At 66.3% G+C, this 23,331-nt stretch carries 25 protein-coding genes, 1 pseudogene and 1 riboswitch; of the genes and pseudogenes, 5 read left to right on the top strand and 21 right to left on the bottom strand.

Translation table 11 applies throughout. The annotated features are described in order from the left end of the window. Positions 1-243: 243 nt before the first annotated feature. From GA645_RS03715 to GA645_RS03680, 8 genes are read right to left on the bottom strand one after another with little or no spacing between them, the layout of a single operon-like run. Complete coding sequence (locus GA645_RS03715; protein WP_152220054.1) at positions 244-1,269, bottom strand: septal ring lytic transglycosylase RlpA family protein; 1,026 nt, start codon at positions 1,267-1,269, stop codon at positions 244-246. Next, positions 1,266-2,291 (bottom strand): lytic murein transglycosylase B, encoded by a 1,026-nt coding sequence (mltB, locus tag GA645_RS03710; protein ID WP_152227876.1) that lies wholly within the window; start codon positions 2,289-2,291, stop codon positions 1,266-1,268. Before mltB ends, GA645_RS03715 begins: the two co-directional genes overlap by 4 nt. Positions 2,292-2,299: 8 nt before the next feature. Beyond that, entirely contained in the window at positions 2,300-3,403 is a 1,104-nt protein-coding gene (rodA, locus tag GA645_RS03705) for a rod shape-determining protein RodA (protein ID WP_152227874.1), read from the bottom strand. 44 nt (positions 3,404-3,447) lie between these two features. Next, positions 3,448-5,337, bottom strand: a complete 1,890-nt coding sequence (gene mrdA / locus GA645_RS03700; protein ID WP_152220052.1) for a penicillin-binding protein 2 — start codon at positions 5,335-5,337, stop codon at positions 3,448-3,450. 15 nt (positions 5,338-5,352) lie between these two features. Then, positions 5,353-5,820 (bottom strand): 23S rRNA (pseudouridine(1915)-N(3))-methyltransferase RlmH, encoded by a 468-nt coding sequence (gene rlmH / locus GA645_RS03695; protein WP_152220050.1) that lies wholly within the window; start codon positions 5,818-5,820, stop codon positions 5,353-5,355. 7 nt (positions 5,821-5,827) lie between these two features. Then, the gene (rsfS, locus tag GA645_RS03690) at positions 5,828-6,181 is read right to left on the bottom strand and encodes a ribosome silencing factor (protein WP_152220048.1); all 354 of its coding nucleotides are present in this window, start codon (positions 6,179-6,181) and stop codon (positions 5,828-5,830) included. A gap of 21 nt (positions 6,182-6,202) precedes the next feature. Further along, positions 6,203-6,859: a nicotinate-nucleotide adenylyltransferase gene (gene nadD / locus GA645_RS03685; RefSeq protein WP_152220046.1), complete on the bottom strand. Its 657-nt coding sequence runs from the start codon at positions 6,857-6,859 to the stop codon at positions 6,203-6,205. Further along, positions 6,859-8,124, bottom strand: a complete 1,266-nt coding sequence (locus tag GA645_RS03680; RefSeq protein ID WP_152220044.1) for a glutamate-5-semialdehyde dehydrogenase — start codon at positions 8,122-8,124, stop codon at positions 6,859-6,861. Before GA645_RS03680 ends, nadD begins: the two co-directional genes overlap by 1 nt. Before the next feature lie 311 nt (positions 8,125-8,435). Here GA645_RS03680 and GA645_RS03675 point away from each other — a divergent pair, with 311 nt between their 5' ends. Next, positions 8,436-9,662: an alpha/beta fold hydrolase gene (locus GA645_RS03675; RefSeq protein WP_152220042.1), complete on the top strand. Its 1,227-nt coding sequence runs from the start codon at positions 8,436-8,438 to the stop codon at positions 9,660-9,662. A gap of 113 nt (positions 9,663-9,775) precedes the next feature. Here GA645_RS03675 and GA645_RS03670 read toward each other — a convergent pair whose 3' ends face one another. Then, positions 9,776-10,630, bottom strand: coding sequence for a class I SAM-dependent methyltransferase (locus GA645_RS03670; protein ID WP_152220040.1), 855 nt, complete (start codon positions 10,628-10,630; stop codon positions 9,776-9,778). Between the two features lie 63 nt (positions 10,631-10,693). Between GA645_RS03670 and GA645_RS03665 the strand changes: the two genes are divergently transcribed. Continuing rightward, on the top strand, positions 10,694-11,413 hold the full coding sequence (locus GA645_RS03665; RefSeq protein WP_152220038.1) for a DNA-3-methyladenine glycosylase: 720 nt from the start codon (positions 10,694-10,696) through the stop codon (positions 11,411-11,413). Next, positions 11,410-12,717 (top strand): annotated as a pseudogene (locus tag GA645_RS03660) (bifunctional DedA family/phosphatase PAP2 family protein); the annotation flags it as partial. The gene GA645_RS03665 and the pseudogene GA645_RS03660, both read left to right, overlap by 4 nt. Before the next feature lie 12 nt (positions 12,718-12,729). Here the strand turns inward: GA645_RS03660 and GA645_RS03655 are convergent. Continuing rightward, a complete protein-coding gene (locus GA645_RS03655; protein ID WP_152220034.1) occupies positions 12,730-13,644 on the bottom strand; it encodes a LysR family transcriptional regulator in 915 nt (304 codons plus the stop codon). 109 nt (positions 13,645-13,753) lie between these two features. Between GA645_RS03655 and GA645_RS03650 the strand changes: the two genes are divergently transcribed. Both GA645_RS03650 and GA645_RS03645 read left to right on the top strand, forming a co-directional pair. Then, positions 13,754-14,041, top strand: coding sequence for a putative quinol monooxygenase (locus GA645_RS03650; RefSeq protein WP_152220032.1), 288 nt, complete (start codon positions 13,754-13,756; stop codon positions 14,039-14,041). Positions 14,042-14,054: 13 nt separating this feature from the next. Further along, positions 14,055-15,068 (top strand): zinc-binding alcohol dehydrogenase family protein, encoded by a 1,014-nt coding sequence (locus GA645_RS03645; protein WP_152220030.1) that lies wholly within the window; start codon positions 14,055-14,057, stop codon positions 15,066-15,068. Between the two features lie 70 nt (positions 15,069-15,138). Here the strand turns inward: GA645_RS03645 and GA645_RS03640 are convergent, their stop codons facing one another. The 11 genes from GA645_RS03640 to GA645_RS03590 all read right to left on the bottom strand — a co-directional run bounded on the left by GA645_RS03640 (position 15,139) and on the right by GA645_RS03590 (position 22,986). Next, positions 15,139-15,945, bottom strand: coding sequence for a cobalamin-binding protein (locus GA645_RS03640; RefSeq protein WP_152220028.1), 807 nt, complete (start codon positions 15,943-15,945; stop codon positions 15,139-15,141). Beyond that, positions 15,946-16,362, bottom strand: a complete 417-nt coding sequence (locus GA645_RS03635) for an MFS transporter (protein ID WP_152220026.1) — start codon at positions 16,360-16,362, stop codon at positions 15,946-15,948. Continuing rightward, positions 16,359-16,988, bottom strand: coding sequence for a GTP cyclohydrolase II (gene ribA, locus GA645_RS03630; protein ID WP_152220024.1), 630 nt, complete (start codon positions 16,986-16,988; stop codon positions 16,359-16,361). Before ribA ends, GA645_RS03635 begins: the two co-directional genes overlap by 4 nt. Positions 16,989-17,118: 130 nt before the next feature. Beyond that, on the bottom strand, positions 17,119-17,766 hold the full coding sequence (locus GA645_RS03625; protein ID WP_152220021.1) for a TIGR02281 family clan AA aspartic protease: 648 nt from the start codon (positions 17,764-17,766) through the stop codon (positions 17,119-17,121). 5 nt (positions 17,767-17,771) lie between these two features. Further along, the gene (locus GA645_RS03620; RefSeq protein WP_152220019.1) at positions 17,772-18,515 is read right to left on the bottom strand and encodes an ABC transporter substrate-binding protein; all 744 of its coding nucleotides are present in this window, start codon (positions 18,513-18,515) and stop codon (positions 17,772-17,774) included. Between the two features lie 9 nt (positions 18,516-18,524). Continuing rightward, positions 18,525-19,040, bottom strand: coding sequence for a phosphatidylglycerophosphatase A (locus GA645_RS03615; RefSeq protein WP_152220017.1), 516 nt, complete (start codon positions 19,038-19,040; stop codon positions 18,525-18,527). 2 nt (positions 19,041-19,042) lie between these two features. Continuing rightward, entirely contained in the window at positions 19,043-20,002 is a 960-nt protein-coding gene (gene thiL / locus GA645_RS03610; protein WP_152220015.1) for a thiamine-phosphate kinase, read from the bottom strand. Positions 20,003-20,149: 147 nt separating this feature from the next. Further along, entirely contained in the window at positions 20,150-20,632 is a 483-nt protein-coding gene (nusB, locus tag GA645_RS03605) for a transcription antitermination factor NusB (RefSeq protein ID WP_152220013.1), read from the bottom strand. Further along, positions 20,629-21,105: a 6,7-dimethyl-8-ribityllumazine synthase gene (gene ribE / locus GA645_RS03600; protein WP_081517125.1), complete on the bottom strand. Its 477-nt coding sequence runs from the start codon at positions 21,103-21,105 to the stop codon at positions 20,629-20,631. The genes nusB and ribE overlap by 4 nt, the downstream gene beginning before the upstream one ends. A gap of 98 nt (positions 21,106-21,203) precedes the next feature. Further along, entirely contained in the window at positions 21,204-22,301 is a 1,098-nt protein-coding gene (gene ribBA / locus GA645_RS03595) for a bifunctional 3,4-dihydroxy-2-butanone-4-phosphate synthase/GTP cyclohydrolase II (RefSeq protein ID WP_152220011.1), read from the bottom strand. Positions 22,302-22,317: 16 nt separating this feature from the next. After that, entirely contained in the window at positions 22,318-22,986 is a 669-nt protein-coding gene (locus GA645_RS03590) for a riboflavin synthase (RefSeq protein ID WP_152220010.1), read from the bottom strand. 157 nt (positions 22,987-23,143) lie between these two features. Next, a riboswitch (FMN riboswitch) is annotated at positions 23,144-23,306 on the bottom strand. Between the last annotated feature and the right edge of the window lie 25 nt (positions 23,307-23,331).

The raw sequence follows: 23,331 nt of genomic DNA, 5'->3' as shown, positions 1-23,331 counted from the left end.
CCGTTTCTCTGGGGTTTACTAATGGTCAAACAAACAATCCCTTCCCGGGCCTGTTTCTGGCTTGCTGCGCGTTGGCTGAGCTGCGTTGGAAACGGTCTCGGAATGCTCATTTACAGTTGTAAACGCCGCTTCCTCTACCGTTTCCGCCTTGCTCCGCTCTAGCTCGCAGGCCAGAAACAGCCCCTCTGCGGGGAAACTCATGCCGCGGTCTCTACGGACCACTGCGGCTCGTGCCGTGGAAACTCAGTCCAGGTGCACGAGCTTGGGCTGGCCAAGGTTGGCCACGCGGATGCTGTCCTGCATCCGGCTAGCTTCATCCTGCGTGTTGATCGGTCCCAGGCGCACTCGGTACAAGGTCTGCTGGTTGACCACGACCGAGCTGATAAAGGATTTCGCCCCCGTCAGGCTGCCGACCTTCTCCTTGAGAAGCTCCGCAGCGTCCGGGTTGGCGAAGGCACCCACCTGGAGATACAGGCCATCGGCTGGTAATGAAGCGTTTTTTTTTGAGTCGATCTGGACCGGCGCCACGGGCTCTGCGTGCTGTGCGGGCGGCGGCGTATAGGTCTCGATCGGTTGCGCCATGGCCACGGCCTGGGGTTGCGCGGCAGCGGGCTGCTGCGCAGCCATCTTCGGCAGCGCCATGATCATCGGCTGCGTCTTGCCCTGGGAAGCCCACCAGCGGTCCGGGTCGATGCCCTCGACCTTGACTCGCGCGGTGCCGGTCTCGGCGTAACCGAGCTTCTTCGCCGCGGCGAAGGACAGGTCGATCACCCGGTCGGAATAGAACGGACCACGGTCGTTGACCCGGACGATCACGCTCTTGCCGTTGTCCAGGTTGGTGACGCGAACGTAGCTGGGAAGCGGCAGGGTCTTGTGCGCGGCGGTCATGCCGTACAGGTCGTACTGTTCGCCGTTGGCGGTGGCCTGGCCGTGGAACTTGGTGCCGTACCAGGACGCGGTGCCCACAACGTTGTAGGTACGCGCATCGTTCATCGGGTAGTAGGTCTTGCCCAGCACGGTGTAGGGGTTGTTCTTCAGCGGCCCGTTATGGCGCATCGGCACGGCGTCGGGGATGCGCGAGACGTCGACGTCCCACCAGGGCGCGCCGTCGCGATGCGGCCGGTTGTAGTCGTAGGGACCGGAAATGCCGGCGCTCGCCGCTGGCTGCTGCGGCGCGCGGTTACCGGTACAGCTGGCGAGGAATACGCTGCTCAGGCCAACGCAGGCAGCCAGCGACCAGAGGCCGGGACGTGCGACTCGCTTGATCAATGGACACCTCGCGCCCGGGCGATCTCGCCGGCCAGCTGATGGACCGCCATGGCGTACATGGCGCTGCGGTTGTAACGGGTGATCACATAGAAGTTCGGCAGGCCGACCCAGTACTCGGGCCCCTGATCGCCTTCCAGGCGCATGGCGGTGACCATCAGGTCGTCGCGCAGTACGTCATGGGTGCGCCAGCCCTGAGAGCGTAGCTGAGCAAGGTTCATCTGCGGCTCAAGGCCCTGGGTGATGGCATCCTCGGCGGTGGAGGTGCCCAGCTCGGCCTGCGACACCACCGGTTCACCGGTGTGCCAGCCGTGCTGCTTGAAGTAGTTGGCGACGCTGCCGATGGCGTCGGTCGGGTCGCTCCAGATATTGATGTGGCCGTCACCGTCGAAGTCCACGGCGTAGGCGCGGAAGCTGCTCGGCATGAACTGCGGCAGGCCCATGGCGCCGGCGTAGGAGCCGGTCAGGCTGAGCGGGTCGACCTGCTGTTCGCGGGCCAGCAGCAGGAACTGCTTGAGTTCCTTGCGGAAGAAGTCGGCGCGCGGCGGGTAGTCGAAGCCCAGGGTGGACAGCGCGTCCATCACCTTGAAGTTACCGGTGTTGCGGCCGAAGAAGGTCTCGACGCCGATGATCGCGACGATGTACTGGGCCGGCACGCCGTATTCCTTCTCGGCGCGGGCCAGGGCCTCGGCATTCTGGTTCCAGAAGTCCACGCCACGGTTGATGCGGGCGTCGGTGACGAAGATCGGGCGGTATTCCTTCCAGGTCTTGACCCGCTCGGCGGGACGGGAGATGGCGTCGAGGATCGATTGCTTGCGCTCCACGTCATGGAACAACGCCATGAGCTGTTCACCGGCGAAGCCGTACTCACGGGTCATTTCGCTGACGAACTCGGCCACTTGGGGCGAGCCATCGTAGTCGCCCGCAGCCTGAGCGGCACCGGACATGCCGATCGCCCCCGCGAGTCCGACCCAATGCACTCCCCTGGCAGCCCAGGCGCGCAATACTTGCATCCCTTTCTTCACTCTTGTCATCAAACCTGGGCGATCCACTTGCGATGGGTATGGATCGACATCAAAACCCCGAACCCTGACATCAGGGTCACCAGTGAAGTTCCGCCATAACTAATGAAGGGCAGCGGAACCCCCACCACTGGCAATAACCCGCTGACCATACCAATGTTGACGAACACATACACGAAGAAGGTCATAGTGATACTGCCGGCGAGCAGTTTTCCGAACAGCGTCTGCGCCTGAGCGGTGATCCACAACCCCCGGTAGATCACCAGCAGGTACAGCACCAGCAGGAGGCACACCCCGACCAGGCCGAACTCTTCGCCGAGCACGGCAATGATAAAGTCCGTGTGGCTTTCGGGCAAAAAATCCAGATGGGACTGCGTCCCCAGCAGCCAGCCCTTGCCGAATACGCCTCCCGAACCGATGGCCGCTTTTGACTGGATGATGTTCCAGCCAGTGCCCAGCGGATCGCTCTCCGGGTCGAGGAAGGTCAGTACGCGCTGCTTCTGGTAATCGTGCATGACGAAGTACCACATGGCCACCGCCACTGGCACCGCCGCCGATACCGCCATGATGATCCAGCGCCAGCGCAGCCCGCCGACGAACAGCACGAAGGCGCCGGACGCCAGCACCAGCATGGCGGTGCCCAGGTCCGGCTGCTTGAGGATCAGCACGAAGGGCACCACGATCAGCGCCAGACCCACCACGCTGTGCTTGAAGCCCGGCGGCAGGGCGCGCTTGGACAGGTACCAGGCGATGGTCATGGGCATCAGCAGCTTCATGAACTCCGCCGGCTGGAAGCGGATCACCCCGGGGATGTTGATCCAGCGCGTCGCGCCCATGGCGTTGTGGCCCATCACGTCCACCACGACCAGCAGCGCCACGCCGATCAGGTAGCCCAGCGGCACCCAGCGGGCGAGGAAGCGCGGCTCGATCTGCGCCAGGACGAACATCGCCCCCAGGCCCAGGCCAAAGGAGGACGCCTGCTTGATCAGCAGGTCCCAGCTCTTGCCGCTGGCCGAATAGAGGACGAACAGGCCGACGGACACCAGGGTCACCAGCAGCAGGAGCAACAGGCCGTCGATGTGCAGGCGCTGCAGCAGGCTGGAGCGCCGTTTCATCACGTCTTCGTTGGAAAGGGTGCGGTCGAAATTGCCGTTCTTGGTCATGGCTTGGCTGTCTCCGCCGTGGCCTGGGGCGCGTATTCGGGCTTGAGCTTGCCGTTTTCGTCGAGCAGCCAGGCATCCATGACCTGCTTGAGCACGGGCGCGGCGACACCGGAGCCGGACTCACCGTTCTCCACCATCACCGCCACGGCGATCTGCGGGTTGTCCGCCGGGGCGAAACCGACGAACAGGGCGTGGTCGCGATGGCGTTCGAGCAGCTTGGAGCGGTCGTACTTCTCACCCTGCCGGATCGCCACGACCTGCGCGGTACCGGACTTGCCGGCAATGCGATAGACGGCGGTGGCGCCAACTTTGTGCGCGGTGCCGCGGGCACCGTGGACCACCTGCTGCATGCCATTGTCGACCAGGCTCCAGTTGTTCGGGTCCTTGAGCAGGATATTCGGCATCGGCTCGGGGTCCACTGGCGGCTGGCCATCGATGGTCTTGGCCAGGTGCGGACGAATCCACTTGCCCCTGTTGGCGATCAGCGACGTCATCTGCGCCAGCTGCAGCGGCGTGGCCTGCATGTAGCCCTGGCCGATACCCAGGATCAGCGTTTCCCCGGGGAACCAGGCCTGCTTGCGCAGGGTGCGCTTCCACTGGCGCGAGGGCATCAGGCCTTCGGCCTCGCCGTACATGTCCAGGGCCACCCGCTGGCCGAAGCCGAATTCGCTCATGTAGTCGTGCAGGCGGTCGATGCCGAGCTTGTGCGCAAGGTCGTAGAAGTAGGTGTCGTTGGACCGCATGATCGCGGTCTCCAGGTTCACCCAGCCGTCACCCGTGCGGTTCCAGTTGCGGTACTTGTGGTCGTAGTTCGGCAACTGGTAGTAACCGGGGTCGAACACCCGGGTGGCGGGGGTCACCACGCCGGAATCGAGGCCGGCGATGGCTACCGCCGGCTTCACCGTCGAGCCCGGTGGATACAGGCCGCGCAGGACGCGGTTGTACAGCGGTCGGTCCTCGGAATCACGCAGAGCGGAGTAGTCCTTGAAGCTGATGCCGGTGACGAACAGGTTGGGGTCGTAGCTCGGCTGGCTGACCATCGCCAGCACATCACCGGTCGACGGCTGGATCGCCACGATGGCACCACGACGGCCGGCCAGGGCCTCCTCGGCCTTGGCTTGCAGCTTGCTGTCGATGCTCAGGACGATGTCACGTCCGGACACCGGCTCGGTGCGTTTGAGCACGCGCAGCACGCGGCCACGGGCGTTGGTCTCGACTTCCTCATAGCCCACGGTGCCGTGCAGTTCGTTCTCGTAGAACTTCTCCACGCCGGTCTTGCCGATGTGGTGGGTGCCGGAATAGGCCACCGGGTCGAGCCTCTTGAGCTCCGCCTCGTTGATCCGCCCGACGTAGCCGACCGAGTGGGCGAAATGCTCGCCCAGCGGGTAATGACGGACGAACTGCGCAGTCACGTCGACGCCAGGCAGGCGGTACTGGTTCACCGCGATGCGGGCGATCTGCTCCTCGGACAGCTCGAACATGATCGGCACCGGCTCGAACGGCCGGCGCCCCTGCTTCATGCGCTTCTCGAAGATGGCTTTGTCTTCCTCGGTGAGGCCGAGGATATCCACCAGCGCCTTGAGCGTGTCCTGCAGGTTCTCGGTACGCTCGCGGGTGATGGTCAGACTGAAACTGGGGCGGTTGTCGGCGATTATCACGCCGTTGCGGTCGAAGATCAGCCCGCGATTGGGCGGAATCGGCTGCACGTGGACGCGGTTGTTCTCCGACAACGTCGAGTGGTAGTCGTACTGCGTCACCTGCAGGTGATACATGCGCGCCACCAGCACCAGGGCGAGCAGGAAGATCGCCACCCCGCCGACGATGACGCGGGCGCGGACCAGACGGGCGTCCTTCTCGTGGTCCTTGAGCTGTATCGGCTGCGGCATCGAAAACGGCTACGACTACTTGTGGTAGGGGTGCCCGGACAGCACGGTCCAGGCGCGGTAGATCTGTTCGCCGACCAGGATCCGCACCAGCGGGTGCGGCAGGGTCAGCGGCGACAGCGACCAGCGCTGTTCGCTGCGCGCGCAAACCTCTGGCGCCAGGCCTTCCGGCCCGCCGACCATGAGGTTGACGGTACGCGCGTCCAGGCGCCAGCGGTCGAGCTCCTGCGCCAGCTGGGGGGTACTCCAGGGCTTGCCTTCGACTTCGAGGGTGACGATGCGTTCCCCGGGCTGAACCTTGGCCAGCATGGCCTCGCCTTCCTGGCGGATCAGCCGCGCCACGTCGGCATTCTTGCCACGCGTGTTGAGCGGGATTTCCACCAGTTCCAGGGACAGCTCCGAGGGCAGGCGCTTGACGTACTCGGCCCAGCCCTCTTCCACCCAGCGCGGCATGCGCGAGCCGACCGCGATCAGACGCAGACGCACGGCGGACTTACTCGGCGCTGTGGTGTGCGCGGCTCTGCTCGGCGCCCTGCCACAGTCGCTCCAGATCGTAGAACTGGCGGGTGGCCGGCTGCATGACGTGGACCACGACGTTGGCGAGGTCGATCAGGACCCACTCGCCGCCTTCCTGGCCTTCGCTGCCGATGGGCTTCACGCCCTGTTCCTTGACCTTCTCCAGCACGTTGTCGGCCAGGGACTTGACCTGACGGCTGGAGGCGCCGGTGGCGATAACCATGGCGTCGGTGATGCTGGTTTTCTCGCGCACGTCGATGACGACGATGTCCTGCGCCTTGAGATCTTCCAGAGCGGCGATAGCCAGCTCGATCAGTTGTTCGGTTTGCATGTATGACTCTCTGTAACTTGATCAGTGAGGCGCCTGGTACAGGGCGTGTGCCTCGATATAGTTCAACACCGCATCCGGCACCAGGAAGCGCGCTGAGCGCCCCTGCGACAGGAGTTGGCGAATCTGGGTGGCGGAAACCGCCAGCGGCGTCTGCCAGACGAAGGTGATCTGCCCGGCCGGGCCGGTCATCGCCTTCGGATCGGCAACACTGCGCGCCGCCAGCAGGTCGCGCAGGTCTTCCGGCGGCTCGCTGTCGGCATCGGGGCGCTGCAGCACGACGACATGGCAGTGCTCCAGCAACTCTTCCCAGCGATGCCAGGTCGGCAGGCCGCAGAAAGCGTCCCAGCCGACCAGCAGGAACAACTGGTCCCGCTCATCCAGCTCCCCACGCAGCGACTCCAGGGTGTCGATGGTGTAGGAGGGTTTGTCACGCTTGAGCTCGCGGTCATCGACCACCAGCGGGGCCACACCGGCCACCGCCAACTCGACCATCGCCAGCCGCTGCGCAGCGGACACCTGCGGGGTGCCACGGTGCGGCGGACGGGCGTTGGGCATCAGGCGCAATTCGTCGAATGCGAACTGTTCGACCATCTCCACCGCGCTACGCAGGTGGCCAATGTGCACCGGATCGAAGGTGCCGCCGAACAGGCCGATCCGCCGGGGACGCGCCTTCTTCATCAGGTGCGCACGTGCCCGTCGCCGAACACCACGTACTTCTCGCTGGTCAGGCCTTCCAGGCCGACCGGACCACGGGCGTGCAGCTTGTCGGTGGAAATGCCGATCTCCGCGCCCAGGCCGTACTCGAAGCCGTCGGCGAAGCGGGTCGAAGCGTTCACCATGACCGAGGCCGAGTCCACTTCGGTAAGGAAGCGGCGGGCATCGGTGAAGTTCTCGGTGATGATCGCGTCGGTGTGCTGCGAGCCGTAGGTGTTGATGTGCTCGATGGCCGCGGCCAGGCTGTCGACGATGCGGATCGACAGGATCGGCGCGTTGTACTCGGTGCGCCAGTCTTCCTCGGTGGCTTCCAGCACGTCGGCACCCAGCAGCGCGCGGGTGGCGGCGTCGCCACGCAGCTCCACCCCCTTGTCGCGGTAGATAGCGGCCAGCGGCGGCAGCACACGGTCGGCGATGCCGGAATGCACCAGCAGCGTTTCCATGGTGTTGCACGGCGCGTAGCGCTGGGTCTTGGCGTTGTCGGCGACGCGGATCGCCTTGTCCAGGTCGGCGGCGACGTCGATATAAACGTGGCAGATGCCGTCCAGGTGCTTGATCACCGGGACCTTGGCGTCACGGCTGATGCGCTCGATCAGGCTCTTGCCGCCGCGCGGGACGATCACGTCGACGAACTCGGGCATGGTGATCAGCGCACCGACAGCGGCGCGATCGGTGGTTTCCACCACCTGCACGGCACTCGCCGGCAGGCCGGCAGCGGCCAGGCCCTGCTGGATGCAGGCGGCGATGGCCTGGTTGGAGTGGATGGCCTCGGAGCCACCGCGCAGGATGGTCGCGTTGCCCGACTTCAGGCACAGGCTGGCGGCGTCGATGGTCACGTTCGGACGCGACTCATAGATGATCCCGACCACGCCCAGGGGCACGCGCATCTTGCCGATCTGGATGCCGGACGGCACGTAGCGCATGTCGCGGATCTCACCGATGGGGTCCGGCAGCGAGGCAACCTGACGCAGGCCTTCGATCATGTCGTCGATGCGCGCCGGGGTCAGGGCCAGGCGGTCGAGCATGGCTGGCTCCAGGCCATTGGCGCGGCCGTTGGCCAGATCCTGTTCGTTGGCGTCGGTCAGCTGGGCGCGGGCGGCGTCCAGGGCATCGGCAGCGGCGAGCAGGGCCTGGTTCTTCTGCGCGGTCGTGGCGCGCGCGACGACGCGCGACGCTTCACGGGCGGCGCGGCCCAGGCGGCTCATATAGTCGAGAACGGACTCGGTCATGATCTAACGCGTCTGCGAGAGGGAAATGCGCGATTATAGCGGGACCACGCCCTTACCGGCCAGCCACAGCAGCCGGCCGGTAAACAGGGCGTTTCGCGCCCGTCCGGGTAACGCCAGCCCTGCGCGCCACCAGGCGCCTGGCGGCGAAACAGTGACACCCAGGCAGCTCTCCTCCCGCATCGCCCCCCGAAGGTTGGGTAAACAAATTCGTTTCCACTGTTTACTTTTCGAGCATGGCGAAATGCCCCGTGCCTCCATCACACGGCGCCAGGGAAGAACAACAAGAGGCGGCCCACCGCCGGAGAACTGCCATGCGCTATCGCACCGATTACAGCGCCCAGGCGCTGACCGCCACCCCGGCGGTGCTCGCTCTGGACGGTTGGCAACTGCATTATCAGGCCTTCTCCTCGCGGGAAGACGACACACGCCCGCCCGTGCTCCTGCTGGGCGGCGCGTTCCAGAGCTTCCGCTCCTTCGCCAGCGAAGTGTCCGAACTGCTCGCCGGCCACCCGGTGATCCTGCTCGACCTGCCCAGCCAGGGCGGCAACCTGCAACTGGCACCGCAGCTGAGCCTGGAAGACCTGGCCGACCTGATCGCCGCCTTCGCCGAAACCCTGCAACTGCCGCCGCTGATGCCCATCGGCCTGTCCTACGGCTCGGCGCTGGCGGCGCTGTTCGCCGCCCGCCATCCCCGGCGCTGCGCCCGACTGCTGCTGGCGGGCATCACCGCCTTCGGCCGCCCCGGCGCCCGCGCGCTACTGGAGGAGGCCCTGGCGCGCCTGGAACTGGGCGAACAGGCGCCCTTCGCCCACGGCGTGCTGACCGGCCTGATCAACCCGCTGCGGCTGGCCGACACCGGCGTCTCGCCGGTATTCCGCAAGGCCCTGCTACGCCAGTTGCAGCGCCTGACTCCCGCGGAAATCGAGCGTTACCGGCAGAACAGCCGGCGCCTGCTGGCCTTCGGCGGTTTTGACCGCCACCCGCAGTGCCCGACCCTGGTGCTGGCCGGCGAGTACGACCACTTCACCCAGCCGTGGGAGCACGCCGAGTTCGCCCACGCCTGTACGGACGCGCGGTTCGCCCTGATCCACAACGCCGACCACCTGGCCCAATTCGAGCGCCGCGATGCCTGCGCCCGGCTGTACAACCCCTTCCTGCTCGGCAACGCCCTGCCCCGCGGTGCCGCTGGCAGCACGCGCTTCCAGCGCCAGCAGTTGCTGCACCTGGAGCGCCGCTTCGAGCCGCGCCTGGCGCCGCCCGATCCACGTGGCGTGCTGCGCAATAGCGAGGGTGGCGAATGGCGCTGCGAGGTGGCGGAGCTGGGTTATTTCGGCGGGCTGATTCGCGTTGATCTGCCGGCCGATCGTCCTACGCGGGGCTGGAAGCTCGCCGCCGCTGGATTGCCGGAGCTGGATATCCTGCCGCTGCGGCGCACGGTCGATGGCCTGGCCTTCATTTTTGCCCACGGCGATCCGCAGGCCAGCGCGGCGCTGGCGGCGATGGTCGTGCCGATGCAGCAGGGGGCGTGTGCGGCCTGATGGCGCGAGCGTCGAAGCTCCGTCCCTCCGGCTGCTCCCTCTCCCCGAAGGGAGAGGGAGCCCACTAGCACCGAAATCGTGCATTGGCTCTGTTCGCGAGCCCCGATCAGGACCTAAACCCGCGCTTCGATCACCCGCACCAGACTCGGCATCCGCCCCTTCGACAAGCCGAGACCGGCGCCATCCACCTGCGGATCGAGCACCGCCACCCGCCCGAATCCGCAACCGCGAAACGCCTCATCGATCTCCCCGGCACTGCGGTAATGCAGCGGATAGCCGCCCCGCGTCAGCCGGCCAATCAATCCGACTCCCCAACGAATCTGCCGGTAGCGCGGATGCTCACGTAGATCGGGATAGAGCTCGGTCAGATAGGTCGCCTCCGGAAACACCCGCAGGGCTTCCGCCAGCCGACGCCAGAAGCCCTCGATCACCGGGCGCGGAAAGTAGTTCACCAGCCCCTCGGTGATCACCGCCACGGGGCGGCCCGGGTCGAGCCCTGCGAGCAAGGCACCGAGGCTCTGCTCGCCAGTCTCGGCGAGGATATCCACAGGCCGCACGCGGTGCTTGCCGTCCAGCCAGCCCTGCTCCTCGAGCAATGCCGACTTGCGCGCGGCCATGGGCGGCAGGTCGGCTTCGAGATAGGTGAGCTGTGGATAACGCTGGCGGAAACGCCGGCCACGGGGCGACAGCCCGCAGGCGATCTCCACCACCTGGGTGACGCCGCGCTGCTCGATGGCCTGGGTCAGCCGGGCGTCGATCAGCAGATGACGTTGTAACAGGAAGTCTTCGATATTCAGGCCGAAACCGATGCGCGCACCCCAGTTGATCGGCGCCACGCAACCATGCACCCAGCGGCCGAAGGCCGTGGCGAAGGCCGGCTCCGCCAGTTGGTGGCGATACCACACGTAGCCGGTGTAGTGCGCGCTGGGAGTGATGTGGGCGCTGTCGGCCCGGACGTGTTCAGCCATGCTTAAGAATCTTGTTGTTATGATGCCCCAGCCTAAGACCGGCCCTCCTGGCCCGACAATCCGATGCCCGACGAACCCAACCTAAGTTTGCCCTGGCCCGACGCCAATCCCCTGCCGGACACCTTCTTCAACCGGGACGCACTGACCGTCGCCCGCGAACTGCTGGGCAAGGTGATCCGCCACCGGGTCGGCGACCTCTGGCTGTCCACCCGGATCATCGAGACCGAGGCCTACTACCTGGCCGAGAAAGGCAGCCATGCCTCGCTGGGCTACACCGAGAAGCGCAAGGCACTGTTCCTCGACGGCGGACACATCTATATGTACTACGCGCGCGGCGGCGACTCGCTGAACTTCAGCGCCGGCGGCGCCGGCAACGCCGTGCTGATCAAGTCCGGACATCCCTGGATGGACCGCGTCTCCGGCGACGCCGCGCTGACCCGCATGCGCCAGTTCAACCCGGCCGCCGACGGCAGCGAACGCCCGATCGGCAAGCTCTGCGCCGGCCAGACCCTGCTCTGCCGCGCCATGGGCCTGAAAGTCCCCGACTGGGACGCCCAGCGCTTCGACCCGCAGCGGCTGTTCGTCGACGACCTCGGCGAGCGCCCCGCGCAAGTCATCCAGGCCGCGCGCCTGGGCATACCCCACGGCCGCGACGAACACCTGCACTACCGTTTCGTCGATGCCGCCTTCGCTCCCTTCTGCACCCGCAACCCGCTGCGCCGGGGACAGGTGGAAGGCCACGACTATCACCTGCTCGGAACTCAGGACGCCCCACTGCGATGATCGACCTCGCCGCCTTCAACACCTGGATGGCCACCCACCCACAATGGCTTGCCGGGGTCCTGTTCCTGGTCGCCTTCCTCGAATGCGCCGCCATCATCGGCATCATCCTGCCCGGCGTGGTGATGCTCTTCGCCATCGCCGTGCTGGCCGGCAGCGGCATCCTCGGCCTGGGTGAAACCCTGGCGCTGGCGTTCTTCGGCGGCCTGCTGGGCGATGTGTCGTCCTACTGGATCGGCCGCCACTTCCACCAGGACATCCGCCGCCTGCCGGTGCTGCGCCATCACCCGGAATGGCTGGCCGGCGCCGAAGGCTTCTTCGCCCGCTATGGTATCGCCAGCCTGCTGGTCGGCCGCTTCATCGGCGCGCTGCGGCCGTTCCTGCCGATGATCGCCGGTATGCTCGATATGCCCTTCGGCCGCTTCCTCGCGGTCTCGGTCGTCGCCGCCGCCGGCTGGTCCATCGCCTATCTGGTACCCGGCTGGGCGACCGGCGCGGCCATGAACCTGCCCTTGCCGGAAGGTTTCTGGGTGCAAGCCGGGGTCGTCGCGGCATGCCTGGCAGCGGTATTCGCGCTGATCATCCACGCCGAACTGCGCCAGGCTCGCAACGCCGCGCTGATCGCGGCCAGCGGCTGCTTCGTCCTGCTGATTGCCCTGCTGATCGGCTGGCCGCACCTGAGCGCCCTCGACCAGGGCCTGATGATGCTGGTACAGCAGCACCGCCAGGGCTGGTTGAACGAAGTGATGGTGGCGGTCACCAAGGTCGGCGACTTCCACACCCAGCTCATCGCCGGCGCCCTGCTCGCCCTGCTCCTCATCGCGCTGCGCCAATGGCGCCACGCCTTCTTCGCCGCCAGCACCCTGGTCGGCACGGCATTGCTGAACACGACAATCAAGCACCTCTTCAGCCGTGCCCGCCCCGAGGTGATCGCCGATCCGCTCTCGTCCTTCAGCATGCCCAGCGGCCATGCCTCGGCGTCCTTTGCCTTCTTCCTGGTGCTCGGCGTACTGGCCAGCCGCGACAAAGCCCCGCGCGTGCGCCTGACCTGGATGCTGCTGGCGGCCATGCCGGCAGCCTTCATCGCCCTCTCGCGGGTCTACCTGGGCGCCCACTGGCCCAGCGACATCATCGCCGGCGCCCTGCTCGGCGCCTCCGTGTGCGCCGCCGCGCTGTGGCTGAGCCAGCGTCAGTTGGAACTGCCGGCCCTGGCACCTCGCATCTGGCGGTACCTGCTGCCTACCACTCTGGCGTGGCTGGCGATTGCCAGCGCCTGGGGCCTGGGCGCCGCCGTCGATCGCTACCAGCCGCGGGCGGACCTAAGCCCACGGCCGATCGCGCATCAGCTCGGCGCAGCGCAGCTGGACGAACTCGCACAGCTGGGTCACCGCCCGGCTGAGCTGAGCGCGGTGGGTGCAGAATAGGTTCATCGGCGTGGCTTCCCCCAGGTAATCCCCCAGCGCCACCTCCAGGCGGCCGGCGCGCACGTCGGCCGCCACGTCCAGCCATGACTTGTACACCAGCCCCTGCCCCGCCACAGCCCAGCGCCGCACCACCTCGGCGTCGTCGCAGAGCCGGTCGCCACGCACCGTCACTTCATGCTGCCGGCGGCTGTCGCTGAAGCGCCAGCGCTCATGGGCACGGCCTCCGAGCATGTAGAGCAGGCAGTTGTGCCGCTGTAGCTCGTCCGGGTGCTGCGGCTTGCCGTGGCGGGCGAAGTACGCCGGCGCGGCGCAGAGCACCCGGCGGTTGTCCGGGGCCAGCGGCAAGGCCACCAGGTTCGAGTCACCCGGCATGCCCAGGCGGAAAGCGACGTCCAACGGCTGGCGATAGAGGTCGGCCAGGCGGTCGCTGATCAACAGGCGCAGGTTCATCCGTGGGTGCAGCGCCTGGAACTCGTCGAGCCAAGGCAGCAGCACGTTGCGGCCGAAGTCCGATGGCGCGGAAACCTGGAAGTTGCCGGCGATCTCGCTCTTGCCGCCAGCCAGCAGCTGGCGGCCATCGTCCAGGCTCTGCAGCGCGGCGCGGGCATGGGCCAGGTACAGCTCGCCTTCGGCGGTGAGGCGCAGGCTGCGGGTAGAGCGCGCGAACAGGCGCACGTCCAGCTCGCTTTCCAGGCGTTTCAGCGCGGCGCTGGCCACCGCTGGAGAGAGCTCCAGCTCGCGGGCGGCGGCGGAGAGGCTACCGCGCTCGGCGGTGCGGACGAATATCTGCAGGTCGTCGAAACGCAGCATTTTCAAAATTCCTTTGAAAGACCCTCTCTACTTACGCGGTTTTTCTTCCCGCCGAAAGAGAGCAGCATGTCCTCACCTTTCCCGCCCGCCCCTTACCTGGATAACCCCGATGAGCCTGACCCTGATCGCCCTTATTCGCGCCAAGCCCGGCCGCGCCGACAGCCTGCAGCAGCGCCTGCACGGCATGCTCGCACCGTCGCGCGCCGAAGCCGGTTGCCTGCAGTACGACCTGCATCGCGATATCAAGGACGCCGACCTGATCTACATGATCGAGCAGTGGCGGGATGAGGACGCGCTGGCCGAACACGAGGCCAGCCCGCACTTCCAGGCCTTCGTGAAGGCCGTCGAACCTGACCTGGCGGAACTCGATATCCGCCTGATGAACCGCATCGACTGAGAAGGACTGCCCCATGAAAGCCATCGGCTACACCCACAGCCTGCCCAGCAGCGACGTCAATTCCCTGCTCGACATCCAGTTGCCCGAGCCCACGCCCGGCCCGCGCGACCTGCTGGTGGACGTTTGCGCCATCTCCGTCAACCCGGTGGACACCAAGGTTCGCCAGCGCGCCCAACCGGCCGAAGGCCAGTACAAGGTGCTCGGCTGGGACGCCGCCGGCGTGGTCCGCGCGGTAGGCAGCGAGGTCAGCCTGTTCAAGCCGGGCGACAAAGTCTGGTACGCCGGCGACCTGACCCGCTCCGGCAGCAACGCCGAACTGCAGTTGGTGGATGAGCGCATCGTCGGCCCGATGCCGGCGAGCCTGGACTTCGCCAACGCCGCGGCCCTGCCGCTGACCACCGTCACCGCCTGGGAACTGCTGTTCGACCGCCTGCAGGTGGCCCAGGGCAGCGCCAGCACCGGGCAGAGCCTGCTGATCGTCGGCGCCGCTGGCGGCGTCGGCTCGATCCTTACCCAACTGGCGCGCCAGCTCACCGGCATGACGGTGATCGGCACTGCTTCGCGCCCGGAAACCCAGGAATGGGTACGCCATCTCGGCGCGCACCATGTGATCGACCATCGCAAGCCGCTGAGCGAGGAACTCAAGCGCATCGGCATTGGCGAGGTCACCCATGTGGCCAGCCTGAACCAGACCGGAGAGCACCTGGCCGAGATCGTTGCCAGCCTGCGCCCGCAGGGCCGCCTGGCGCTGATCGACGACCCGGAGAACCTCGACGTGCGCCTGCTCAAGCAGAAGAGCCTGTCGCTGCACTGGGAGTTCATGTACACCCGCTCGATGTTCCAGACCGCCGACATGATCGAGCAGCACAGGCTGCTGGAACGCGTGGCCGGGCTGATCGACAGTGGTGTGCTGAAGACCACCCTGGGCGAGCATTTCGGCAGGATCGACGCGGCCAACCTGCGCCGCGCCCATGCGTTGCTGGAGAGCAACACGGCCAAGGGCAAGATCGTGCTGGAAGGGTTCTGACGCTATCCCTGTAGGAGCGCCCCATGGGCACTATCGCGGGCATGGCCCGCTCCTACAGGCGACTACCGGATCAGTCCGCCACCTTGGCTCCTGCCAGCAACCGACAGAGCTTCTCGGTGGCATCGAGCATCGCGTAGCTCGGCCGCTCCAGGTTCTTGTCGGGGATCGGCCAGAGCTGGCCCAGACGGGTGGCGGTCAGTTGCGGCATCTGCGTCCAGGCCTGCAGTTCGGCATGACTGCCGCCCAGGATCACTTCCGGATCGCGGGCCAGCACGGCCTCCTGGCTGACCTGGGGTGCCGGCAGGCTGAGGTCGGCGAACAGATTGCGGCCCCCGCAGACGCCCAGGGCGTCACTGATGATCTGGTTGCCGCCCAGGGTGTAGAGCGGGCGATTCCAGACCTGATAGAACACCTTCAACGGCCGTTCGCGGTGGTACTGGCTGCGCAGCGCCTGCAAGCGCGCCTCGAACTGCCGCGCCAGGGCTTGCCCCTGCTCTCTCCGGCCCAGGCGCTCGCCCAGCTCGCGCAGTTGCCGCGCGACATCTTCCAGGCGATGGGGATCGGCGATGTAGAGGGGAATGCCAAAGGACTTCAGACGGGTCAACTGCGCTTCCGGCACCGCGCCCGGCCAGACCAGTAGCAGGTCGGGGCGCAGGGCGAGCACCTGTTCCAGGTTCACCTGCCCGTAGCGCCCCACCGAGGCCAGGCCCTCCTGCTCGGGCGGACGCGGACCACCATCGAGCACACCGACCAGCCGGTCGGCCGCGCCGAGTTCGAGCACCATGTCGGTGAGGGACGGCGCCAGGCTGACCACCCGCTCCCCCGCCGCCAGCGGCAATGCCAGCAGCAGGGTAAGCAGGCAGAGGATTTGGCGCATTCAGAGGAGCTGGCGGGGGATACGATACAGCCAGAGGATGACCAGGCTGGCCAGCCCCAGCAGCAGGACAGCCACGCCGCTCAGGTCGACCAGCACCGCCAGGGCACCGATCCAGGCCGGCAAACTGCCGACCAGCACGCCACGGCGTTGCGCGGCGCCGAGCGCCTGCCAGGCAGCGGCATCGTTCGCCGAGTCACGGGCATTCTGCGCGGCGACCAGCGCGCGCTTGTAGCCACGGAACAGCGGCAGGGTCAGGAACATCGAGATCAGGCCGGCAACGAAGACCGGCGTGGCCAGCGAGTCCGACCATGGGGCATCGCCCACCAGGGCCAGCATCAGGTGCTGCGGCGCCAGCGCTAGCGCCAGCAACAGCCACCAGATCAGATTCAGCCGGCGCCGGGCAACGGCGCGGTTCACGAAGCGGAAACCTCGGCCTCGGCTTCGCCCTGGTGCATGTTGCCCAGCATGTGGCCAAGCTTGCCTGCCTTGGTCTGCAGGTAGCGCTTGTTGTGCGGGTTCAGCCCCTTCTGCAGCGGCACGCGCTCGGCGACGGTCAGCCCGTAGCCTTCCAGCGCCTTCACCTTGCGCGGGTTGTTGGTCATCAGCTTCAGGGAGCAGACGCCCAGGTGCTTGAGCATCGGCAGGCACATGGCGTAGTCACGCTGGTCAGCGCCGAAACCCAGGGCCAGGTTTGCTTCAACGGTATCCGCGCCTTCATCCTGCAGGGCGTAGGCGCGAATCTTGTTCACCAGGCCAATGCCACGGCCTTCCTGGCGCAGGTACAGCAGCACACCGCGCCCTTCCTTGGCGATGGCAGCGAGTGCGCCTTCGAGCTGGAAACCACAGTCACAGCGCAGGCTGAACAGCGCATCGCCGGTCAGGCACTCGGAATGCAGACGCCCCAGCGCCGGCAGGCCGTCGTCGAGCTTGCCCATGGTCAGGGCGACGTGTTCCTTGCCGGTCTCCTCGTCGAGGAAGCCATGCATGGTGAATTCGCCGAAGGGGGTGGGCAGCTTGGAGGCGGCGACGAAAACGACAGACACCGGAAACTCCTGAAAGATTTATCTAAGGACGGAGGACCGGCATTGTAGCAGCAGCGCCAGCCGCACCGTCATTGCGAATTCTGCAAGATAAGCATCGACGCCATCGATGGAAGGGCTGTGCCGCTCCGCCTCAATGCTTGGCCTGGATGTACATGATGCCCTGGTCTTCACGCCAGCCCACTCGGTTGAGGTAGCTCATGCCCAGCAGGATTTCAGTGGGGAACTCGCCTTCCAGCACCACCGCTTCCACACCCAGAACCTCGACACCGCCGAGTTTCACGCTGTTGAGCGTAGTTCGCCAACCCTTGGCCGTGCCGCTGGCGGTGGAAGCCATCATCGGCGTGCCCACGGCGCGATAGTCGATACCTAGACGGCGTGCCTGCCCTTCATTCATCGCAATCGAGGTGGCTCCGGTGTCCACCAGGAACTGCGCGCTCTGGTTGTTGATGGTCCCGGAAACCCAGTAATGGCCACCGTTGCCGCGAGCGATGCTGATCTCGGTGCGCGCAGCCGGGGCCGAATAGCCCGCGCCGTTGTACTCGCGCTCCAGTTCGAAGGTCTGCTCCACGCCACCGACGCGCAGCACCGCCTTGTGGGAGTCGGCACTGACCAGCTGAACGCCTTCCGGACCGGTCTGGCCGACCTTGAGCAATTTGCGCTGGCCGTCGATGCTGAGCACCGCAGCCCCCGGGAACAGCCCCACCACCCGCACCTGGGGCGCAGCCAGTGCCAGTGCGGAGCAGAGAGTCAGGCAGAACAGCAGGAACAGACGCGGCATCACGATCACTCCTTGGGTGGTAGCAGCGGCTTCAGGGGGGCATAGGGCCAATGCCAGCGGTCGAACAGGCGCTCCAGCTCACCACTGCGATAGAGCACCTGCATACGCGCATCGAACAGACGCGCCAGCGCGCGGCCACGTTCGTTGTTGGCAAAGCCAAGATACAGAGGAATCGAGGCAATATCGGTGATCCGGTAGACGCTGGCGTCCACGCCATCGCCCTGGAGCATTTCCTCGAGTTCCGGGCGGGCGTCGATGAAATAGTCGATCCGTCGGCTGTCGAGCATCGGCAGTGCAGAGCTACGGCGCTGCAGTTCGTTGCGCTGCCGCAGGTGTTCCAGGTAGCGGTCGAAGGCGTAGCCGCGCATCCAGGCCAGGCGGAAGCCCTCCAGGTCGGCCAGTTTCGGCACTGGTGAGTCCTTGCGTCCCAAGGCGCCGATGGGGTCGACGTCATAGGGCCAGCGCGGGTAGATCACATTGCTGATTTCATCGCGATAGGAGCCGACCCAGGCATCCGCCTCGCCGCGCTGCACCAGGCCGACCGAGCGCACATAGGGCTCGCTGCGCGGGACCAGGCGCACGCCCTCCGGCTCGTACAATGCGCGCAAGAGGTCCCACGCCAGCCCACGGCCATCAGCCTGGGTGTAATTGACCCACGCCTCGCTGACGACATGGATTTCAGCAGGTGGGGCATCAGCCCGCGCCGGCAGCCACCACAGCACGCAGAGCAGGCACAGCAGTCGGCGCATCGATCTTCCTCAGATCAGCCAATGGGCCCAACCCCATGTCAGGCCCTGCATGATCAGCCAGGCGAATACCCCGGCCAGCACGTCGTCGAGCATGATGCCCACGCCACCGTGGACGTTGCGGTCGATCCAGCTGATCGGCCACGGTTTGGTGATATCGACGATGCGGAACACCACGAAACCGACCAGCAGCCACCACCAGCCTTCCGGCACCAGCCAGAGGGTGATCCACATGCCGACCATTTCATCCCAGACGATCCCTTCGTGATCGTGCACGCGCAGATCGTCGGCAACCTTGCCGCACAGCCAGAAGCCGAACAGCATGGTGATGCCCAGCATCAGCCAGTACCCCCAGTCAGGGAGCATCTGCCACAGTGGTATGAAGGGTAGCGCAACCAGCGAACCCCAGGTGCCGGGCGCCTTGGGCAGGGTACCGGAACCGAAGCCGAAGGCCAGGAAATGCCAGGGGTTGTGCCATACCGAATGGGGCACGGGTTGGGCCGGGGCCTGGTTGGGGTGTTCTGTCACGGTCACTCCATGAAATGCAGGTAGCCGCCCTGGCGCGGCGTGATATCGGTGCCCTGTCCGTCCAGCACGCGGACACCGGAGCCGGCTTCCGCCCTGCCGACCACACAGAGTTGTGGCCAGTTCGCGGACAGTGCGGCCAGGTGCTCGGGCGGCAGCGTGAACGCCAGTATGTAATCATCCCCCGCGCCGAGTTTCAGTTGTTGCGCGCGCTCGGTGCCCAACAGGGCTTCCAGCGGTGCGCTCGGGGGCAGACGCTCGGCCTCTATGACCAGCGCCACGCCGGAAGCGCGGGCGATGTGCCCACAGTCGGCGAGCAGCCCGTCGGAAATATCCAGTGCCGCACTGGCCTTGCCGCGCAGCGCCTGGCCGAAGGCCAATTGCGGCTGCGGCGACCAGTAGCGCGCCAGCAGCGGCTCGGCGATGGCCGGCTCGGCCTGCAACTCGCCCAGCACCAGCGGCAATGCGCCGCCCGCCTCGCCCAGCGCACCGCCGACACAAAGCAGATCGCCCGGCCGCGCTCCGGCACGGGTAATCGCCTGCCCGGCAGGCACCGCGCCGAATACGGTGATGGTCATGGACAGCGGGCCACGGGTGGTATCGCCGCCGATCAGCGCCAGCGCGCATTCCTGCGCCTTCTGATTCAGTCCGCGGGCGAACCCTTCCAGCCAGGCCGGGTCGGCCTCGGGCAGGGTCAGGGCAAGGGTGAAGCCGATGGGTGAGGCCCCCATTGCCGCCAGGTCACTGGCGGAAACCGCCAGGGCGCGCTGGCCGAGCAGGAAGGAGTCGCAGACGGCGGGAAAATGCACGCCGGCGACCAGGGTATCGGTGGAGATCGCCAGCTGTTCGCCGGCGCGGGGCGCGAGGAGCGCGCAGTCATCGCCGATCCCCAGGGCCACTGCCTCGCCGCCGGCCGCACAGGCGGCCGTGGCGAAGTAGCGACGGATCAGCTCGAACTCACCCATGCTCAGAACCTGTTCAGGATCTGTAGCGAGAGGCCGTCAGCGGAACAAAGAGCAGCGCAGGAACCGGAGTTTATGAGCCACAAATGAGGATTCCGAGCAGCGCAAGAGTTCCGATCACGGTCTCGCAGTAAGAGCATGGACAGGTTCTCAGCGCTTGGCGCCACGCAGTTCCGCTGCGCGCAGACGCGGAGCGAGCTTGTCCAGCACGCCGTTGACGAACTTGTGTCCATCGGTGGCGCCGAAGGTCTTGGCCAGCTCGATACCTTCGTTGATGACGACCTTGTACGGCACGTCCAGGCGATTGCGCAGCTCGTAGGTAGCCAGGCGCAGGATGGCCAGCTCCACCGGGTCGACCTCTTCCAGCGCGCGGTCCAGGCAAGGAGTGAACTCCTCGTCCAGATCGGTCTTCAGGCGCGGTACGCCGTGCAGGATCTCGTGGAAGTAGGCACCGTCGACATCGCTGAAATCGTTTTCGGTCCGGAAGGACGCTTCGATTTCGTTGAGCGGCTGGCCAGCCATCTGCCAGGAGTACAGGGCCTGCACCGCGAGGCTGCGGGCCTTGCGACGCATGGCGATCTTGTTCGGCTTGGCGGGCTTGGCCGGGGTGTTGTTGCCGTCCTGGGTGCTCACTTGGCCTCCAGCTGCGACAGCAGGCTCACCATTTCCAGGGCGGACAGGGCAGCTTCGGCGCCCTTGTTGCCGGCCTTGGTGCCGGAGCGCTCGATAGCTTGTTCGATGGAGTCGACAGTCAGCACGCCGAAGGCGACCGGCACGCCGAACTGCAGGGAAACCTGCGCCAGGCCCTTGGTGCACTCGCCAGCTACGTATTCGAAGTGCGGGGTGCCGCCACGGATCACCGCGCCGAGGGCGATGATGGCGTCGAACTCACCGCGCTGGGCGACTTTCTGCGCCACCAGCGGGATTTCGAAGGCGCCCGGAGCGCGGATCACGGTGATTTCGCTCTGGGCGACGCCGTGGCGAACCAGCGCGTCGATGGCGCCTTCCACCAGGCTTTCCACCACGAAGCTGTTGAAGCGGCCAACCACCAGGGCGAAGCGGCCTTTGGGGGCGATGAAGGTACCTTCGATGGTCTTCAGGGTCATGGGCAGGTCTCGTCTGTTAAAGAGCAGGAGCGTCCGCATGACGCTCCGCAAATAGGGTAGAAGAACGGTACCGCCGTGTCAGGGCACGGCGGCAGGGTTCATTCAGCGGGCAGGTATTCTACAACTTCCAGGTCGAAACCGGATATCGCGTTGAAGCGCATCGGCGCCGACATCAGGCGCATCTTGCGTACACCCAGGTCGCGCAGGATCTGCGAACCGGCACCTACGGTACTGTAGGTGGTAGTCGGCTTCTGCACCGGCGCGTGGGTGTTGGTGATCTCGCGGACGTGCGCCAGCAGGTCTTCGCCGCCGACCTGGTGGCCCAGCAGCAGGACCACGCCGGTACCGGCCTCGGCCACCTTGGCCATGGCCGCGCGCAGGCTCCAGCGGCCCGCCTGGTTGACCATCAGCAGGTCGCGCAGCGGATCGGGGTTGTGCACGCGCACCAGGGTCGGCTCTTCCGGGCAGACGTTGCCCAGGGTCAGCGCCAGGTGCACGTCGCCTTCCACGGAGTCGCGGTAGGTGATCAGCTTGAACTGGCCCAGTTCAGTATCCAGCGGCTGCTCGGCGAGGCGCTCGACGGTGCGCTCGTGGATCAGGCGGTAGTGGATCAGGTCGGCGATGGTGCCGATCTTGATGTTGTGCTGCTTGGCGAACTCTTCCAGTTCCGGACGACGAGCCATGGTGCCGTCATCGTTCATGATCTCGCAGATCACGCCGGACGGCTCGAAGCCGGCCATGCGCGACAGGTCGCAGGCCGCTTCGGTGTGGCCGGCGCGGGCCAGCACGCCGCCGGGCTGGGACATCAGCGGGAAGATGTGGCCGGGGCTGACGATATCGGCGGCAACGGCGTTCTTGGCCGCGGCGGCCTGCACGGTGCGGGCGCGGTCAGCGGCGGAGATGCCGGTGGTGACGCCTTCGGCGGCCTCGATGGAAACGGTGAACTTGGTGCCGAAGCCGGAACCGTTGCGCTGCACCATCAGCGGCAGGCCGAGGCGCTCGCAGCGCTCGCGGGTCATCGGCATGCAGATCAGGCCGCGGGCGAAGCGCGCCATGAAGTTGATGTCTTCGGTGCGGACGCACTCGGAGGCGATGATCAGGTCGCCTTCGTTCTCGCGGTCCTCGTCATCCATGAGGATGACCATCTTGCCCTGACGCATGTCGTCGAGCAGTTCTTCAATGCTGTTGAGTGCCATACGGGGAAGAGCCTTATCAGTGTTTCATGAAGCCGTTTTCGGCCAGGAATGCTTCGCTGATGCCACCAGCGCCGGCGGCGGGGTCCGCCGCCTTGTCGCCGAGCAGCAGACGCTCCAGGTAGCGCGCCAGCAGGTCGACTTCGAGGTTGACCAGGCGACCACCGCGGTAGTCGGCCATGATCGTCTCCTGCACGGTGTGCGGGACGATGGTCAGCTCGAACTCGGCGCCGTTGACAGCGTTCACCGTCAGGCTGGTGCCGTCCACGGTGATCGAGCCCTTGAGCGCGATGTACTTGGCCAGCTCGCGCGGCGCACGCACGGTGAACTGGATGGCGCGGGCGTTTTCCTCGCGCTTGACGATTTCGCCGACACCGTCGACGTGGCCGCTGACCAGGTGGCCGCCCAGGCGGGTGGTCGGGGTCAGGGCCTTTTCCAGGTTTACCCGGCTGCCGATCTTGAGCTGCGCGAAAGCGGTGCGCGCCAGGGTCTCGCGGCTGACGTCGGCCCAGAAGCCGTCGCCAGGCAGGTCGACTGCAGTCAGGCAGATGCCGTTGACCGCGATGCTGTCGCCGAGCTTGACGTCGGCGAGGTCGAGCTTGCCGGTCTTCACGTACAGGCGGACGTCACCACCCTTGGGAGTGATGGCGGCAATGCTGCCGATGGATTCGATTATGCCGGTGAACATGGGGCCTCCCACACGGCGAAGGCGGCTGGCCGGCAGGCCCGCAAAGCCAACTGGGAAAGATGTTGCATGGTGGCGAACTCCTGTTTTTGGTTAGAAAACAGGGCGTATCGGATCGAAGGGATTTCGCGGGCGTGCGCAGGCGCGCCCCGATGGCTCATCCCGTTCTCTCTTCATCCGGACTGTTACCGTCGGCCCCGGAATCACACCGGGTCTGCTGACCTTGTCCATCCGGCGAACCGGTCCGGGCAAGCGCTCGCGGGCTAGACGTATTGCGCGCCATTACCGCCGGTGGGGACTTGCACCCCGCCCTGAGAACGTCAATCGCGGTCGTTTACAACGTCAACC

The sequence above is a fragment of the Pseudomonas sp. SCB32 genome (genome assembly GCF_009189165.1).
Classification (GTDB): Bacteria; Pseudomonadota; Gammaproteobacteria; order Pseudomonadales; family Pseudomonadaceae; genus Pseudomonas.
The sequence above is the reverse complement of the archived record's forward strand: the minus strand, read 5'-3'. Positions and strand labels throughout refer to the sequence as shown.